Origin of the sequence: Flavobacterium sp. K77 (genome assembly GCF_021608205.1) — a bacterium.
Lineage (GTDB): Bacteria > Bacteroidota > Bacteroidia > Flavobacteriales > Flavobacteriaceae > Flavobacterium > Flavobacterium turcicum.
The window spans coordinates 982212-998353 of the sequence record NZ_JAKIHO010000001.1 but is presented as its reverse complement, the minus strand read 5'-3'; the positions used below and the strand labels follow the sequence as shown (position 1 = coordinate 998353).

15 protein-coding genes and 1 tRNA gene are annotated in these 16142 nt (G+C 31.4%); 9 read left to right on the top strand and 7 right to left on the bottom strand.

Annotated elements, in window-relative coordinates; translation table 11 throughout:
- Positions 1–108 precede the first annotated feature (108 nt).
- On the top strand, positions 109–381 hold the full coding sequence (locus tag L1S34_RS04420) for an HU family DNA-binding protein (RefSeq protein ID WP_166138418.1): 273 nt from the start codon (positions 109–111) through the stop codon (positions 379–381).
- A gap of 118 nt (positions 382–499) precedes the next feature.
- Positions 500–1060: a YqgE/AlgH family protein gene (locus tag L1S34_RS04415; RefSeq protein ID WP_166138421.1), complete on the top strand. Its 561-nt coding sequence runs from the start codon at positions 500–502 to the stop codon at positions 1058–1060.
- On the opposite strand, the gene L1S34_RS04410 is transcribed toward L1S34_RS04415, so the two are convergent.
- Together L1S34_RS04410 and L1S34_RS04405 are read right to left on the bottom strand one after the other, a co-directional pair.
- Positions 1053–1895, bottom strand: a complete 843-nt coding sequence (locus L1S34_RS04410) for an aminotransferase class IV (RefSeq protein ID WP_236362978.1) — start codon at positions 1893–1895, stop codon at positions 1053–1055. The two genes, L1S34_RS04415 and L1S34_RS04410, sit on opposite strands and share 8 nt — an antisense overlap.
- Before the next feature lie 54 nt (positions 1896–1949).
- Positions 1950–2342, bottom strand: coding sequence for an START-like domain-containing protein (locus L1S34_RS04405; RefSeq protein ID WP_166138427.1), 393 nt, complete (start codon positions 2340–2342; stop codon positions 1950–1952).
- Between the two features lie 153 nt (positions 2343–2495).
- Between L1S34_RS04405 and L1S34_RS04400 the strand changes: the two genes are divergently transcribed.
- Positions 2496–2572 (top strand) — tRNA-Met (locus tag L1S34_RS04400).
- A 200-nt stretch (positions 2573–2772) separates the two neighbouring features.
- On the opposite strand, the gene L1S34_RS04395 is transcribed toward L1S34_RS04400, so the two are convergent.
- Both L1S34_RS04395 and L1S34_RS04390 read right to left on the bottom strand, forming a co-directional pair.
- Positions 2773–4050, bottom strand: a complete 1278-nt coding sequence (locus L1S34_RS04395; protein WP_236362977.1) for a tyrosine-type recombinase/integrase — start codon at positions 4048–4050, stop codon at positions 2773–2775.
- On the bottom strand, positions 4047–4433 hold the full coding sequence (locus L1S34_RS04390) for a hypothetical protein (protein ID WP_236362976.1): 387 nt from the start codon (positions 4431–4433) through the stop codon (positions 4047–4049). The genes L1S34_RS04395 and L1S34_RS04390 overlap by 4 nt, the downstream gene beginning before the upstream one ends.
- A gap of 1110 nt (positions 4434–5543) precedes the next feature.
- Here L1S34_RS04390 and L1S34_RS04385 point away from each other — a divergent pair.
- The 3 genes from L1S34_RS04385 to L1S34_RS04375 all read left to right on the top strand — a co-directional run bounded on the left by L1S34_RS04385 (position 5544) and on the right by L1S34_RS04375 (position 7283).
- Positions 5544–5879, top strand: a complete 336-nt coding sequence (locus L1S34_RS04385) for a hypothetical protein (RefSeq protein ID WP_236362975.1) — start codon at positions 5544–5546, stop codon at positions 5877–5879.
- 385 nt (positions 5880–6264) lie between these two features.
- On the top strand, positions 6265–6930 hold the full coding sequence (locus L1S34_RS04380) for a hypothetical protein (protein ID WP_236362974.1): 666 nt from the start codon (positions 6265–6267) through the stop codon (positions 6928–6930).
- Between the two features lie 119 nt (positions 6931–7049).
- Positions 7050–7283: a hypothetical protein gene (locus tag L1S34_RS04375; protein ID WP_236362973.1), complete on the top strand. Its 234-nt coding sequence runs from the start codon at positions 7050–7052 to the stop codon at positions 7281–7283.
- 562 nt (positions 7284–7845) lie between these two features.
- On the opposite strand, the gene L1S34_RS04370 is transcribed toward L1S34_RS04375, so the two are convergent.
- The 3 genes from L1S34_RS04370 to L1S34_RS04360 form a co-directional block, all read right to left on the bottom strand.
- Positions 7846–8277 carry a hypothetical protein gene (locus tag L1S34_RS04370; RefSeq protein ID WP_236362972.1) on the bottom strand — a complete coding sequence of 144 codons (432 nt, stop codon included), beginning with the start codon at positions 8275–8277 and terminating at the stop codon, positions 7846–7848.
- A 141-nt stretch (positions 8278–8418) separates the two neighbouring features.
- Positions 8419–9135, bottom strand: a complete 717-nt coding sequence (locus L1S34_RS04365; protein ID WP_236362971.1) for a hypothetical protein — start codon at positions 9133–9135, stop codon at positions 8419–8421.
- Between the two features lie 1658 nt (positions 9136–10793).
- Positions 10794–11588 (bottom strand): DUF5131 family protein, encoded by a 795-nt coding sequence (locus L1S34_RS04360; protein WP_236362970.1) that lies wholly within the window; start codon positions 11586–11588, stop codon positions 10794–10796.
- Between the two features lie 963 nt (positions 11589–12551).
- On the opposite strand from L1S34_RS04360, the gene L1S34_RS04355 reads away from it, so the two are divergent.
- The 3 genes from L1S34_RS04355 (at position 12552) to L1S34_RS04345 (ending at position 16114) form a co-directional block, all read left to right on the top strand.
- The gene (locus L1S34_RS04355) at positions 12552–13175 is read left to right on the top strand and encodes a recombinase family protein (protein ID WP_236362969.1); all 624 of its coding nucleotides are present in this window, start codon (positions 12552–12554) and stop codon (positions 13173–13175) included.
- 360 nt (positions 13176–13535) lie between these two features.
- Positions 13536–14258, top strand: coding sequence for a hypothetical protein (locus L1S34_RS04350; protein ID WP_236362968.1), 723 nt, complete (start codon positions 13536–13538; stop codon positions 14256–14258).
- 593 nt (positions 14259–14851) lie between these two features.
- Entirely contained in the window at positions 14852–16114 is a 1263-nt protein-coding gene (locus tag L1S34_RS04345; RefSeq protein WP_236362967.1) for a DUF2130 domain-containing protein, read from the top strand.
- Positions 16115–16142: the final 28 nt, after the last annotated feature.

The window sequence follows — 16142 nt, the reverse complement described above, 5'->3', positions numbered from 1 at the left end:
TTATTAACAAAACTAGCTAAATTAACACAAAAGACTTGCAAGGAACGTAAATCCTCCTAAATTTGTGTATTAACAATTTATATAACCAACAATTAATAACTATTTATTATGAACAAATCAGAATTAATCGATGCTATCGCTGCGGATGCAGGAATTACAAAAGCTGCTGCAAAACTAGCTTTAGAGTCGTTTTTAGGAAACGTAGGTGAAACTTTGAAAAAAGGTGGAAGAGTATCTTTGGTAGGATTCGGATCTTGGTCTGTGTCTTCAAGAGCTGCTAGAGATGGAAGAAATCCTCAAACAGGAAAAACAATCCAGATTGCTGCTAAAAATGTGGTAAAATTTAAAGCCGGAGCTGAATTAGAAGGTGCTGTAAACTAATCGTAATTAGCAATATATAATTAAAACCCTTCTTTTGAAGGGTTTTTTTATATATTTATTCGAAAAAATTTGGCATTATTATAATAAAAACCTTAATTTTAATAAAAAATCAAATCGTATGACTACAGATAAATTAAAAAAAGGATCGCTGCTCATTGCAGAGCCTTCGATAATTGGAGATGTATCGTTCAATAGATCGGTGATTTTATTAGCTGATTATAACGAGGAGGGCTCTATTGGTTTTATCATTAATAAGCCCCTGAAGTATACGATTAACGACTTGATTCCAGAAATTCACGCACGCTTCAAAATCTATAATGGCGGTCCTGTGGAACAGGATAACTTGTATTTTATTCATAATATTCCAGACCTAATCCCTAATAGTATTGAGATTTCTAACGGAATTTATTGGGGCGGCGACTTCGAGTTCACCAAAGAGCTTATCAACCAAGGAGCTATTAGCAATGAGAACATTCGCTTTTTTCTAGGTTATACTGGATGGCATGAAAAACAACTAGAGAGCGAAATGGAAAATAACTCTTGGATTATTACAACTAATACTTACGAAAACAAAATCATTGGAAAATCAGCCACCCACTTTTGGAAAGAACAACTCATTGAGTTAGGTGGCGATTATATTATTTGGTCTAATGCTCCTGAAAATCCATACCTTAATTAAAACTCGAAATCAATTCGTTTAATTTCAAGCTCAATTGCTCAGATAATTGTGTATCGAATTTCTTTTTTCGGTATTGTGTTATCGGTCGAACGCCTTGAATCACGTTAGTTAAAAATAATTCATCTGCCTTTTGTAAGTCAAATGGTGAAATAACCTCTTCCACCACTTCAAGTCCATCAATCTTCTTGGCAAGTTGAAAAATTTGCTTGCGCATGATTCCGTTTAAGCAACCTTCAGTTAATGGTGGTGTAATTAATTTGTTACCAACCCTCATGAATAAATTTCCTTGCAACGCCTCTACCACATTTTTACTATCATTAAGCAACAAGCAATTATCTAGACCATTTTCAGAGGCAAAAATACTTCCTGTGATATTGACTAGTTTATTTGTTGTTTTGATAGAAGAAAGCAACTGTTTTGTGATATAAAAATCTTTAAACAAATCTACTTCGTAATCTGATTTGTGAAAAACATATTGGGCATCATCTAAAGACGTTGCATGAATTAAATAGGATATAGTGTTTGTAGTGGGCAGATAAAATCCTCCGTCGTTGCGGCATACGGTGATGCGCGCTCGGGCCGACGAAAGAATGTCTTTCGCCTTTACTACTTCCAAAACTTGCTCTTCTAGAAATTCCATTGTAAAATTCATTGGGATCTCCATCCGAATCACACGCATAGAAGCCATTAGTCTGAAATAATGATCTTCGAGAAAAAGAATTTTTCCGTTACATATTTTAAGCGTTTCAAAAACAGCATCTCCGTATAAAAAGCCTCTATTTTGAGTAAGATCTGTTTTGTCTTGTGGTAGTAGTGTTCCGTTAAAATTAATCATAAAAAAAGCCCTAATTTAGATTTAGGGCAAATATAAGTTTAAAAATATGATTTTTTATACAGAACCAATAAGATGTTTTAAATCGGAAATTTGATTTTCCCAGAGTAGTTTCGCCTCATCAATTTCACCTTTTTCGGCAAAATCAACTACCATCAACGATACGTCTTTAGTTAGCTCATCAACTAAAATATGTAGTTCAAAAAAATACTCTGAATCCTTATTGCTATCGTCAACCCATTTGAATTTGACTTTTTCGCCTGTTTTTTTAGATGCCAAACGGGCTTTTTCTTGTGAGTCATTCCAAATAAAAGTAAAAAACTCTCCGCGTGAATTAACATTATCTGCAAACCATTCTGACAATCCAGATGGTGTAGAGATGTACTGATACAACAATTGAGGTGATGAATTGATAGGAAATTCGATTTCGTAACGTACTTTTTGATCCATGAGCTACTTTTAATTTTTTGGAAATATATAGAATATAACTACAACAAAAAAGCATTTTTAAAAATATTTTTTTTTCTTTAAAATATGCTTGCAGGGTCTAAAATAGTTCTTATATTTGCACCCGCATTCAGGAAACATTAACCACCTGAACATGGCGAGATAGCTCAGTTGGTTAGAGCGCAGGATTCATAACCCTGAGGTCCCGAGTTCAAATCTCGGTCTCGCTACCAAAGCAAACCCTTAAACATGAATTGTTTAGGGGTTTTTTATTGATGTTATATTTCGGAAATACTGACTTTAAAACGCTCAAGTGAGGAAAGGGAGTGAGGAAAGGGAGTGAGGAATTTTACGAATTGGTATTCAAATATCAGCCAATACAAAACAAAAAAGGTATAAATGAATTGTCGTTTTCATTTATACCTTTTCTGTTTTAGCCGAAAATTTTGATTTCTAAAGCCCCTTTTTCTATCGCAGTTAAAACCGTCGGATCAATATAATATTCTTGTAGGACACCATCCGTTGAATGAGATGACAAGATCTTTGTGTCCTTGTTCATAACTTGATTTACCCAGGTTATATAAGTCTTTCTCAAATTTTTTAGACTGATATCTTTTTTGATCCCTGCACCTTTTCGATAATGAGTAAATGCTTTAGACAACGTATTCATAATTGTAATAGCTGAAATATTCCTATCAGGAAATAAAATATAATCATGAGAATTCTTATTTTTTTCATATCCCATTTCTGCCAACAAGTTGACTAAATCTTCATTGATTGGTATATATTTGTAGTTACCTTCTTTTTTTTTGATTCGTTCCACTTTTATGTTTTTGATCCGAAAAAACTTTACTCCGCTTGCCGAAAAATAAATATCACTCCAACGCAAATTCACCACTTCTTCTCTCCTACCACCTGTCAATAAAAATAATCGGAATCCGTCTTTTAAGTAAGGCCTAAACATGCTTTTTCTTTGGCCTTTACCGCCAAGCTTAATTAATGGATCAACTGTGTCTACAGCAGTAAGAATTTGTAAAAACTCGTCCCTGCTAACTGTTTCGATACTTGATTTCACAACTTCTTTTATTACATATTTTCGAAAAGGATTTTTCATTTCAATATCCTCTACATCAATCAAAAATTCAAAAAAACATTTCAGAGCTGCCATGCACTTATTGAATGTTTTCTCCGCATAACGTGCCTCAGCCCAAGAGTAAAAATTTGAAACATCTGCTCTGTCTATCCTCGTAATTCTTGTCGTTTTAATATTTTTTTTCTTGTTCACATTTTTACAGAAAAAAGTACAAAAACGTATCAATTCATCTTTGTATGCCTTGCTAACATTCTTTTTTAAATGAGCATAAGTAGTTGCCCCTTCGAGATATTGATTGTACTTTAATAATGCATCAACAATTGAATAATCATTGCCCAAATCTTCTACTGTTGGGTTTTCCACCTTTGTACTCACACTAGTCGCAAAATCATTTATTTGTAATTCTTTTTCAAAAGCTATAGCTTCAATAACAGCATCATCATATTTTACAGCATCTAGCTTTTTAGTTTTAACTGTCCTTCGTGTGCCAGGTACATGAACCCTAACTCTATATACGTGTTTATCATAATGCTTGCAATCTATATTATCTCTATTGCATATTTTGCAATATATCTTTATTCCTTTATAACATTTTTTAGGAAGACGCAGCTTGCTCATGTAAATAATTTTTGATATAATTTTTGATCACTTTTACTTCTTACTTTAACCCTGGTAATCGGCTGAAAATTGATATCAACTTCCATCCTCAACATAATCAAATTAAACAATGCCTCATCCTTTATTGTCTTTTGGTAATAGGATTGCCAATGCTCAGGATACTTTTTTTTAAAATCTTTAATCTGTGGTAACATCATTGCGCAATCAAAATCGACTTTATAAACACAGGTCAATTTGCCCAATCGGTGAATTGTGATACTATTTCCATTTAACCATTTCTTTATGCATTCAATATCTTTTCGGTGAATTAGGTCCCCAACCTGCTTTAATGTTAGAATCGCTGCTGGACAATTCATTCCTTGTTTTAAATTTACATCCGTCATATTTATCATTGTATATGACTTATATCCCGATATATCCAAAAAGTTTAAAACTAGATGAAAAAAATTTCAATAAAATAAAAAATGTCACAAAAAATAATTTATTGGGTAATCTCAAGCTAATATAATCTACAAAGCAATACCCATCATCATGACTGTCAATAATTTAAATTATTTTATTTACAATAAAATTTATTTGATACATTATAACTTAATATTAAAAAATTACCTGTAAGTATGAAACAAAACGAAATAGATATCAAAAATATTTGCTCCCATCACAAAATTGAGAATTATTAAATTAACCCTGATAGATCTATTGATGTCGAAGAAAATGTTGATATGTCATCACAGAATATTTCCAAAATCCCATTGATTTATCGCAGAGTCATTACGAATTTTAATTTCCAAAATAATAAACTGACCACATTAAATAGTACACCGATTGCCGTTGGTTGTGATTTTAATTCCTTTAACAATCAGTTACTAATTTTATAGAGAAACGTAAGTGTGTTGAAGGGAACTTTACCAGCTATCATAATAAATTGTTGTCATTAGTAGGTTCACCCAAAGAGGTGATCGGTAATTAATATGTAAACTGAAATAAAACTTCGTCAAACTTAGTTGGTGCTACTCTTAAAATAAGAGGCCATTTTTCCTTTGATGATAGTTTAATTCTACTTTTTCTATTTAGGATAATATAGAATATGAAAGTAATTTTATTTTACACAGGGATTACCAAAATAAATCCCACGTAAATATAAAAGTACCTAATGAAATTAAAAAAAATATATACCTAATATAACTCATCTTAAAGTACCAACGATATTTTTATCTATGGAATGGTGATATATCTTTTATTAACAATTATTCGATATCCTGATTGAAGAATTTGAGGATGGTCAGGTGTAACTAAAGGCATTTTGATTATTGTTATTTTTTCAATTTAATTGATGAATATTATGAAATTTTTAAAGTGGATAAAGATAGGCTAATACTCTATAAATTTTAAAAAATCTTGCAAACAAATAGACTAATAATACATATAAGATATAGTTAAACAAATAACAATAAATAGACATCAACCTATTCGCTGCACTTGCTCAACTCGAAGTGGATAAGGTTAAGGAACGTACCACCAATGCATTGAATGCAATTAAGGATAATATTAAAAAGGATGGATATCACTTATCAAAGGCCGGGAATAAAATAACTAAGTTGGGTAATGGTAGTCATATCAGTGATGCTAATCGATTGTTGGGCCAAAAAGCAATTAAGGATAAACGTAAAAATAATCCCAATATAATCAAAGCCAAAGCATTTGCCGAATCATTAAAAAAAGGTGGGATGAATGCAGTACAAATCACAGCACAATTGAATGCGAATGGATTTTTGACCAGTACAGGTAAACCATATTTCCATACCTCTACACTTAGATTATTTAAATAGTAATTTTACTCTTATACACTCACACACTCACTTCACTCACTTCACTTCGTTACGTTCGGCCCCAATCATTCCAATCAATTACAATTATGTCACTTTTATCATATTCGCAATTTATTTGATGGTCCTGCCGGAAGCTGGGTCGAGAATGCATGTATGTGTTTTATTATATTATCAGTAATTGTTGATTTTTAATGAATATTATTTAACACATTGTATCGAAAATATAGTTTGTAATTATAATACAATAAAAAATATATGAATTGTATTTTGTGATGGTGGAGGAAATGGATTACTTTTGTATTAATAAAAAAAGAATAATAAAAAAAGAATAAACAAAAATCCTTTTTTGGGATATAATATAGGAAAAATAAAAATAAAAAAAGAAATGATGACAATAAAGGAAATTAAAGCAATCTGTGAAAATTATTACATTAAAAATTATTCAATTAATTCTGATGGTTCGATAGATGTTGATGGTGATGTGAATTTATCAGAACGCTATTTAACTGATTTGCCATTACGTTTTAATAGAGTAACTGGCTATTTTAATTGTACATATAATTCAATTACTACATTGAATGGTGCACCAATCAGTGTTGGTGGTGAATATGACTGTTCTAGTAATCATTTGATTTCATTAGAGGGTGTACCGGTTACTGTGAGTGGACATTTTTATTGTAGTAATAATCAGTTGACTTCATTAGAATATTGTCCTACTACGGTTGGTGGTGACTTTAGTTGTAGTGATAATGAGTTGACATCATTGGAATTCGGTCCTACTACTGTTGGTGGTGATTATTCGTCAACTAAAAATAAATTGACTAACTTGATAGGTTGTCCTACTACTATAGGTGGTACTTTTTATTGCATGTCCAATCGGTTGACTTCACTATATGGTGGTCCGGTTACGGTTGGTGGTGGATACGTGTGTTGTTATAATTACGGCATAGTGTCACTCGAAGGATTTCCTGAAAGTGTAGGTGGTGGCATCATAACCGGACTCGACCAAGCCCAACTTCGCTTACTCACTATTGATAATATGTTAGCATAATACAGCTACACACAATACACACAAAGCATCTAATAATACATCCGGTATAATTAGGTGTTTTTTTATTTTTAGTGTCTTATTCGCGCTATATTGAAGTTGTTATTTTTAATATATAACAAATGAAAAATAACAAACAATATTACAACCCATTACCAATTGATGGTGATAAAAACATTCAATATGATTACAACTTCGACCGAATGCATAAAATAATCCAATGGAACGAAAATCACTGTGAATACTGGAATGGTGTCGATTATCAAATAGAGGTACATCAAAAAAGTATAGAAAATTACGATGGAGGCATGGGTACTCTTGATTGGTATGATGATCTTAAATATGGGACCAGATAGAATTACAAATGTTGAAAATATATCGTAGAGATTTGGCCATTCGGAATATATTGGAATAATTTGGTATATTTGTGCTTATTTTAAATGTTAAAAATGTGTTAATATGATTAAGTAATGTGTTTTATTTATACATTTGCAATGTTGTTATACAATTGTATAAATACAAAGAAACCCAACAACTGCGAATTGTTAGGCTTCTTAAATTAAATGTTGACATAATTACGACTAACGACTTTCGTTAGAAGTGTAAGACCGACTTACTCTACCAAAGGAAAGGAAGTAATTTAGAAACAATCTCTACAATTGTTCTAATCACAAATCTTCCATCTTTCCACCAAGGTTTTACATGATCTTCCATAAAAAACAGATTTAGACTTCAATTATTTGTCATAGGCATAATTTTGGTTTTTAATCCGCTAATATATAAAAAAAAACAATAGTAAGAAATATTTTCTAATACAAAAACCCACTAAGCTTATTTAGTGGGGTTTTTACTTTCTCGATATTTTCGATTAATTGTATATCACAATCTTTATAATGAGGGATGTATTTATTTCCATTTTTATTTTGTTTTTAATGTGCATTTGAAATTCTTTTCTAAGAAAAATTCTTCCATTAATTGTTGTACCTTCTCAACCTCAGATGCTTTTACTCTCATACTATCATGTACTGGTAAGGTTGGTATCTTTTTGTTCGATAGCATATTGAAAATTCCATCAATCATAAGGTTAGATTCCCCTTTCTGTAATGCAATTGAAAAAGACTCATATCCATATTTATTTTTAAAGTCGGATATTGATTTCATCGTCACTGGAAATATTTCGTTTATTTTTTTCGGGTGGTATTTTGCCTCACCAAACATCACTACAATTAAATATTCCTTTACTTGTTCACGTGTCATCGACAATTTATCAATCAAATATTCATATAGTTGTCCATTCTGAGCTTTTTCGATAAATATATCATCAATATCGAAAATTGTTAAATTACTCATCACCGCAAATTGTGCATTTTTGATGTCTACTTCTTCTGTTTTTTCATTATCAAAAATTATATATGGCCAAAATTCTTTTTTTAGACCAGTACAATTGTAATCTAATCGGTTATTAGTGTCGTTTCTGTTAGCATAAAAATTTCAATTTTTTAATCTTTCGATTGCGCACGAATATGATATCTCTAATTCTACTCTTTTACGTTCAATGAATGATTTTGCACCCTCGATATAAAATTTATTATGGAATTTTATTAAAGCAATACCATTACGTGTCGCAACTTTAAGCCACCAAGGCAATGGTTTAGTGATGATTTTATTATCCATTTTTATTGAAATCATTTTGTTTTTTATGTTATTCCCGATTACGATAGTTAATAGTTCAGCCTCAACAACTTTTGGTATAGCTTGGTACACCGAAGGGTCAATCGATATTAATTCCAAATTCTTTTTTATTTTTTTGAATTTAACTCTATCATCTATTTTATTGATTCCTTTGAAAGTCGTAAAATGTATTGGGTTGTTATAAATCAAATTTTCGGAAAATCGATATGTTTTTGTATGTGCATTGTAATATTCACCATCTTTTTTTGTAAATCCATTACTATATGATTTTGATTCCTCGATTATTCCGGCATTTTTTAGCTCTCGTAATACGGTTGATACGTCAGCTGGGTTACTTATTATTTTTCGGAAATAATTAGAGTGAAAGCTCTTCATTTTGATGAAGTCTGCACCATCGCTTATTATCGTATTGAAAATGGCTTGTGCAAGATTTCGAGCTTGTTTCGGATGTCTTGGTTGGGGAAATGTAATTTGTGCTATTGCATCATAAATTGATGTAAGTAAAATGTCTTTCATTGGGTCTCTTTTATTTTTTAGTTGCCTCTTTTTTTAAGCAGAGAGACCCGCCGGGAAATTAGTCCGGCGAACTGCTATAGACCTTATATCCTTTTTTATACGATAAGTTTTCTATACACTATATATTAACTTTTTATATCGCTTTTTTGAAGGGTGGATTGTTTATAGAATTTGATATAATGCCTCGGCCTTTGGGTGGCCGGTCGTATTGCATAAATATCGTGTTAGCCCTTTATTGGTAAGACTTAACGCGAAAAGTGTACAACATACTATATAATAACCTTAAATGATTCTAAGAAAAATTTATTAAAGTTTAATTAATTAATAGATAAATAGATAAATATCGTGTTAGCCCTTTATTGGTAAGGCTTAACGCGAAAAGTGTACAACATACTATATAATAACCTTAAATTTATCTAAGAAAGATTATTAAAGTTTAATAAATAAATAAATAAATAAAATAGATACATAGATAAATATCGTGTTAGGCCTTTATTGGTAAGGCCTAACGCGAAAAGTGAACAACATACTACATATATAACCTTAAATGATTCTAAGAAAGACTTAATATCTTCTAATAGATAAATTTATAAATAGATAAATATCGTGTTAGCCCTTTATTGGTAAAGCTTAAAGTGAAAAGTGAACAACATACTTCATATAACTTTAAATGATTCTAAAAAAAGATTTAACATCTTCTAATAGATAAATATCTTGTTAGCCCTTTATTGGTAAGGCTTAACGTGAAAAGTGAACAACATACTACATATAACCTTTAATACTTTTAAGGTAGTTTTAATAAAGTTTTATAAATAAATTGATAAATATCGTGTTAGCCCTTTGGTGCTAGGGCTTGACGTGAAAAATGAACAACATACAATATAATAATCTTAAAATGTATCTAAGATTTTTTTTAATAAAGTTTAACAGCTGAATAGATAATTTTTAAATAAGCGGTAAAATATTATAAGTAAATTTAATACTTCACCGAAGGACCTTAGAGCCCGTCCCTCTAATCCAGTTGTTATCTACTTTCGTCCAACCGCCTCGCCCTTTATAAAATATTCGACCAAACAGTTGATTCGGTGGTGTGGCCACATCAACACCACCAGGAAAGAAATATATTGATTCACAAGCTACCACTAACACCAATTTTTTGTAAAATTTAAAGCTTTAGATGTTTACAAAAAAAAGTTGATACAACAAAAGGGGATTCTACCATACATTTTACTTTGTTCCGCCAATTCCCAAACGCATCCCCAGCGTTAAATTCTTGAAGAATTAAATACACCAAAAATTTTATTTACGGTATACTCTCTCACTTACAAAATAACTAATGTTATAACAGGTAAAATTCTAAAGTATATTTGTTAATTAAATTACTTCATCACATTGTAACCTTTTGTGCTATTATATCCAAATTAGATCATATTATAGATACCTTTGATGTATTTACTTATAAAATATTTAATTTAGTTAACATAAAAACATTTTTGAGTAATACGTGAAAAAAATAGCAACTAAAAATAAAAAAAAGGATTCAACTTTAATCAAAAAGTCGAACCCTTTTTTAAAACTTACCCACTTTATTGTGATTATATCAATATCTAACTAAGTGATTCCATTTGAATGTATTTGACAGAAAATTTTTAAAATGCCTATTCTTCAGTTATTTTGAAACCATCCATATTAATTGGGAATTCTCGTATTTGAAGGGCACTTTCAAACTCATTTGCATCACCGCCGTGCTTATCTTTTAATTTCAATTCATCTGCGATAAAAGTTCCTAATTGCTTCACAAAAACTTTAACATTAGTCTTTTTTGAAATTTCAATTAAACTTTTAAACCATTCTATCTTAGCTTCGCGAAAACGATAATTTCCTGTTTTATTTCCACTTTCACCTCCTATTATCATCCACTGAAAATTTTCTTCTAAAGTTGAAGACAATTCATCTAAAGTTAATTCTCCGATAAGAGGTTCAGCCGAAATAAATCTAATATGAGCAGGAACTTTTGACAGAGTTTCAATGCGATGTTTTTCGTTATTACTTTCAACACTGACACCTAACCATACGTTAGGATATCCTTCTCCCCAATCACTAGGAAGATTATCTAAGATTCTCTCTGGTCTTTTGGTCAGAATTTGATAAATATGGTGAGGAGTGTCTTTGATTATTTGCCATGCTTCAGGTCTCCACTGGTCTGCTTCCTCAATAAACCAGTCTGACCAACTACAGGTAAATATTAATTGCGGCTCTGACCATTTGGTAGGTTCGTTAAATTTTGTTTTTGATCTCAAAACGTCTGTTGCCTTTTGTCCGTATCTTTCTTTGTCTCTAAACATGTAACAAAATTTACATCCAGCACTTACTTTTTTACATCCGTGCCAAGGATTCCAAGTCGCACCTGTCCATTGAATTTTTGATAATTCTACTTTTTTAAATTTTTCCATTTTCTTTTTTTTAAAATTTATGTTGTTAATCGATTTGATTACTACATATAGTCTGAGAAAAAAGAAAAGTTGAATATTTGGTGCGATTTTATTTAAAATTTTCTGTCGGCATTAAAAAATACGTTTTAACTTACAAACATTATAAAGGAAGCACTTTACCGTCATTATTTTAGATAATTTTGAACTGGAAGCATTTTATAGTCATATAACAATTACATTTTTAGAAATCATTACAGACATATATAATAAGAAGAGGTTCAGAAGTGTAACTTCAAAATTCCCGAAACAAGTCTTTTATGTAACCTTTAGAGCATTCAAGCTTAATTTTATATCTATACATTTTACTCAAAAAACCACAATCAAAACTTTACTTACTGTTATATACACTAACGTTAATTAAACTATGAGTATTCAAAAACCCAAAAAAGACGCAAGCGTTATTTACGTAATCCACATAATATTTAAAATTATCTTTCAAGTCAAATTCATTTTAGCACTCGTCAACCAAACATTCGGCACATAAAATACATCAATTATTTATTTTATTTAGTTAGAATTCGTAGTTAAATCTTGCACTACACCCCACTTCAATATTTTGGAATTTTTATAGCATTTTCTAATATGAGGAGATATATTCTTCTCTCTATTGTTAAACCCTCAGTAAATAACGGTTGGTAAAGTTCAATTTCATTTTTTTTTAATCCTACGACTTCATGGTTCATATTAACATTATACATCATAAATATTTTTTATTTACAGTTATATTCAAATCCTCACCAAAAGCTAAATAAAAAAACAATTAACTTGATTGTTCAAAATTAGACTATACCTATACGCAACACATCTAGCCTAAGATTAAATACAGTAATATCAACAAAACAAACTGTGCAAAATACACCATTCTAAATTTATACAATAAATTAATTTATACACCGTTTAAACTAATTATAATTATCAGTGCAAATGAAAAAAGCTCGTTATATTCGCCAAAGTACAAATCAGCAATCCAACCTTCGTCAACTTGCAAAAGCACACCCTGATGAAAAATTATTTGTTGACATAATAAGTGGATCCATTCCTTTTTGCGAGAGACCCGCAGGTAAAAAATTAATTGAAGCAATTGAAACTGGCGAAATTAACTATGTCAGTTTCCATGCTATAGACCGTGCTGGTAGAAATACCATTGACGTACTACAAACACTGAAATATTTTTATGACAAAGGTGTAATTGTTAAAATAGACAATTTAGGTTTGGAATCCATGATCAACGGCAAAGCAAATCCAGTATTTAATCTAATTACGACAATTTTATCAGAATTAAGTTCTCTAGAAAAAACTAGTTTATTGGAAAGGCAAGCAGAAGGGATTTTACTGGCAAGATTAAATGGTGTCTATAAAGGACGCGTAAAAGACACAAAAGACACCCCCGAAGAAACGCTATCAAAGCATAAAAAAACTGTGAAAGCACTTAAATCCAACCCAACATTATCACTCCGACAGATAGCAAAACTTGCATCGGATGCAGATTATAAAGTTTCGGCAAATACTGTAAAGAAGGTAAAAGAATTGATTAGTGCTTTAGTGTAAAAGTAACTGTGAGCCAATTAGTATTATAAAAGCAAACTCTAGTAAGAAAACCACGGAATACTATACAGAAAGATCTTTAAAATACATGATCAATCAAACAGAAATGTACCAACCCTCTCAAAAAATAATTTGAGAGGGGTACTTGTTTACAATCGTCAATAATAACATCTTAGAGTTATTTTGATGAGTAATATATTTTTGTGATTTCACCCCCTTCTTAATCATTCATAATCGTACAGCTAATTACATCATAAGAATATTTTGGTCTTTTTAATTTTCGCAATGTGGAAAGCCGTAAAGTAAACGGTATTTTATAGTTTAGATTTGTCACAATAGTATTAACCTAAATTTCACCATCAAATGAAAAAAATAACTCTAATTTTAATTTTTATCCTGTCACTTGTACCAAAACAGGCACAATCACAAAATGGCGGTGCTGCAGCTGCAGTAGCTGGAGGTCTCTTAGCCATCGGGGCAGGTATTGTTGCCGTAGAGGATATGAAAGAAAGAGCAGAATTAACCGCTACGCAATATATTTTAGAAAGTCACCCAGAGTTAAATAGTTTTTCATTAAAAACACTTGATTTTAATGGAAAAAAAACAAAAGACATGTCTGCTACCTCTGTCATTTCTTTTAAAATTCAAGAATTTAGTCCATCGGATAATCCAAAACTAGATGGTAAAAAGATGGTATTACTTGCTTTTACCAGCTTCGGTTGGATCAGCGATCAAGGGATTGACTTTAACAAAGTACAATGGTACTTGATTGACAGTAACGAATGGCTGAATATGATGGTAGCTTATGCTAAAGTAGCTTCAAAAGAAAAAAGCGATACAGTGCTAAAAGAGACCTTAACTAATGGCGTTGTCGTTAACAAAGGAATCAAAGCAAAAGGCAAGTCTGAAATTCCTTTTTTTAAGTTAGAAGGTGATATGTATTTGGTAACTGATTATTCTTCCGAAATGAAATTGGTTTATAATGAAAAAACACTCGGAATATTTTTAAAAAAAACAGGCAATTTAGTACAGATGGCAAGAGGTGCAGTAATTGATACGCACGAGTTCTTGTTTCAAAAAAATTAACTCCAAAAATAACCCGATATAAACAAGATCAACCTAAATAAATAAGCACTCCCCTTTTGGAATTTGTGTCTATGCTCAGGACTCAAAACCAATCAAACAGATCTGCAATACATTGTAATGGATGACAATAATGATAAGCCATTACAATGCATTGTCACTAATAAACGTGATGCCAATCTTGCACTGTTCAACTCCAAAACATATTCTTAAAACCACCTACATTGCTTCAGGAAACAAATACCCCATTTTCTGAACTTTAGACCAAATTCATCAAAACAACAAAATAATTCGGCTTCAAGAATTACAGTTTTATCTCGAGACAATATGGTAGAGAAATATCACTAAAAGTGGGTATGGTAAAGCACTTAAATTTTTTGTCTCTTTACAAAAATGAAATTAAATGAAAATGCAACAACATTCGCGTTACGGTTTCCCTCATTATTACTGCTGAAATAATCTATATTTTAGCCTTTGTAGCAAATAAATAAATTAAGGACTCAATCACAAAATATACAAACTAAAAAGCACATGTGCGCTAAATGCGCACACATAAGTCATAGTTTTGTACTGCAAACCAAATAAATGTTAATCTCATGGCTGATCAAACTTCTATTCAATGTCCTAATTGTGGAACCTCTATCAATGTAAATGATATTCTAAAACACCAATTAGAAGATAGTATCCGTAAAGAATATCTCAAAAAAGAAACTGAACAAGCTAAAGAATTAGCCGCTAAAAACGATGAATTAGCTAAGGCCCAAGCAGAATTTGAAGCAAAAAAGAAGAAGGAAAATGCCCTATTTGCAGAGCGTTTGGAAAAAGAAAGTAAAGCTGCTGAAAAAGAAATTACAGAAAAGCTAAAAAAGAAACTCGAAGAGGAAAGCAAGGACCGTGTTGCCGAAATGGAAAAAGAACTTGCAGAGAAATCGACCAAGTTACGTGAGTTAAGCAAAATGGAGGGTGAAGTTGCAAAACTACAACGAGAAAAATTGGAGTTAAAAGATACTATCGAAGCAGCTGCGCAAAAACAGTTAAATGAACAAATTGCTATTGAGAGAGAACGAATTCAAAAATCGGAAAAAGATAAAAGCGAACTCCGTGAAAAAGAATTGTTAATGCAAATTGAAGCCCAAAAGAAACTAACCGAAGAAATGAAACGCAAGCAAGAACAAGGTTCTATGCAATTACAAGGCGAAGTAATGGAATTGGCTATTGAAGAATGGTTGGCTTCCAACTTCCCGTTAGATACAATAGATGAAATAAAAAAAGGAGCTAACGGTGCGGATTGCTTACAAATTGTAAATACCAGAGAACTACAAAATTGTGGCACAATTTATTATGAAAGCAAACGTACAAAGGCATTCAGCGCAAATTGGATAGAAAAGTTCAAGAATGACATTCGTGCTAAAAAAGTAAATCTAGGGGTACTTGTTACCGAAGTTATGCCAATTGGAATGGACAGAATGGGATTTAGAGATGGCATTTGGATCTGTACATTTGAAGAATTCAAAGGATTAAGCGCTGTATTGCGTCAATCATTAATTCAAGTAAGTCAGGCGGTTCAATCACAAGAAAACAAAGGAGACAAGATGGAAATGCTGTATGATTTTCTAACCAGTAATGAGTTTAGATTACAAATGGAAGGAATTACAGAGGGATTCACTCAAATGCAATCCGACCTAGCAAGTGAAAAACGGGCTATGCAACGCATTTGGAGCCAGCGTGAAAAGCAAATTGATAAGGTAATTAACAATACGGTTCACATGTATGGCTCTATTAGAGGGATTGCAGGTAATGCAGTGCAAACGGTTAAAGCATTAGAGCTAGAGAGCGGAATATTAGAAATTGAAGAATGATCCCTGGCCAAGTGATCAAAATAGCTAA

Coding starts and splice junctions, on each gene's coding strand:
- L1S34_RS04405 (WP_166138427.1), bottom strand. CDS start 2,342: ATGGATCAAAAAGTACGTTACGAAATCGAATTTCCTATCAATTCATCA.
- L1S34_RS04360 (WP_236362970.1), bottom strand. CDS start 11,588: ATGGAAAAATTTAAAAAAGTAGAATTATCAAAAATTCAATGGACAGGT.
- L1S34_RS04390 (WP_236362976.1), bottom strand. CDS start 4,433: ATGACGGATGTAAATTTAAAACAAGGAATGAATTGTCCAGCAGCGATT.
- L1S34_RS04415 (WP_166138421.1), top strand. CDS start 500: ATGACTACAGATAAATTAAAAAAAGGATCGCTGCTCATTGCAGAGCCT.
- L1S34_RS04395 (WP_236362977.1), bottom strand. CDS start 4,050: ATGAGCAAGCTGCGTCTTCCTAAAAAATGTTATAAAGGAATAAAGATA.
- L1S34_RS04370 (WP_236362972.1), bottom strand. CDS start 8,277: ATGAGTAATTTAACAATTTTCGATATTGATGATATATTTATCGAAAAA.
- L1S34_RS04350 (WP_236362968.1), top strand. CDS start 13,536: ATGAAAAAAATAACTCTAATTTTAATTTTTATCCTGTCACTTGTACCA.
- L1S34_RS04375 (WP_236362973.1), top strand. CDS start 7,050: ATGAAAAATAACAAACAATATTACAACCCATTACCAATTGATGGTGAT.
- L1S34_RS04410 (WP_236362978.1), bottom strand. CDS start 1,895: ATGATTAATTTTAACGGAACACTACTACCACAAGACAAAACAGATCTT.
- L1S34_RS04420 (WP_166138418.1), top strand. CDS start 109: ATGAACAAATCAGAATTAATCGATGCTATCGCTGCGGATGCAGGAATT.
- L1S34_RS04355 (WP_236362969.1), top strand. CDS start 12,552: ATGAAAAAAGCTCGTTATATTCGCCAAAGTACAAATCAGCAATCCAAC.
- L1S34_RS04345 (WP_236362967.1), top strand. CDS start 14,852: ATGGCTGATCAAACTTCTATTCAATGTCCTAATTGTGGAACCTCTATC.
- L1S34_RS04365 (WP_236362971.1), bottom strand. CDS start 9,135: ATGAAAGACATTTTACTTACATCAATTTATGATGCAATAGCACAAATT.
- L1S34_RS04380 (WP_236362974.1), top strand. CDS start 6,265: ATGATGACAATAAAGGAAATTAAAGCAATCTGTGAAAATTATTACATT.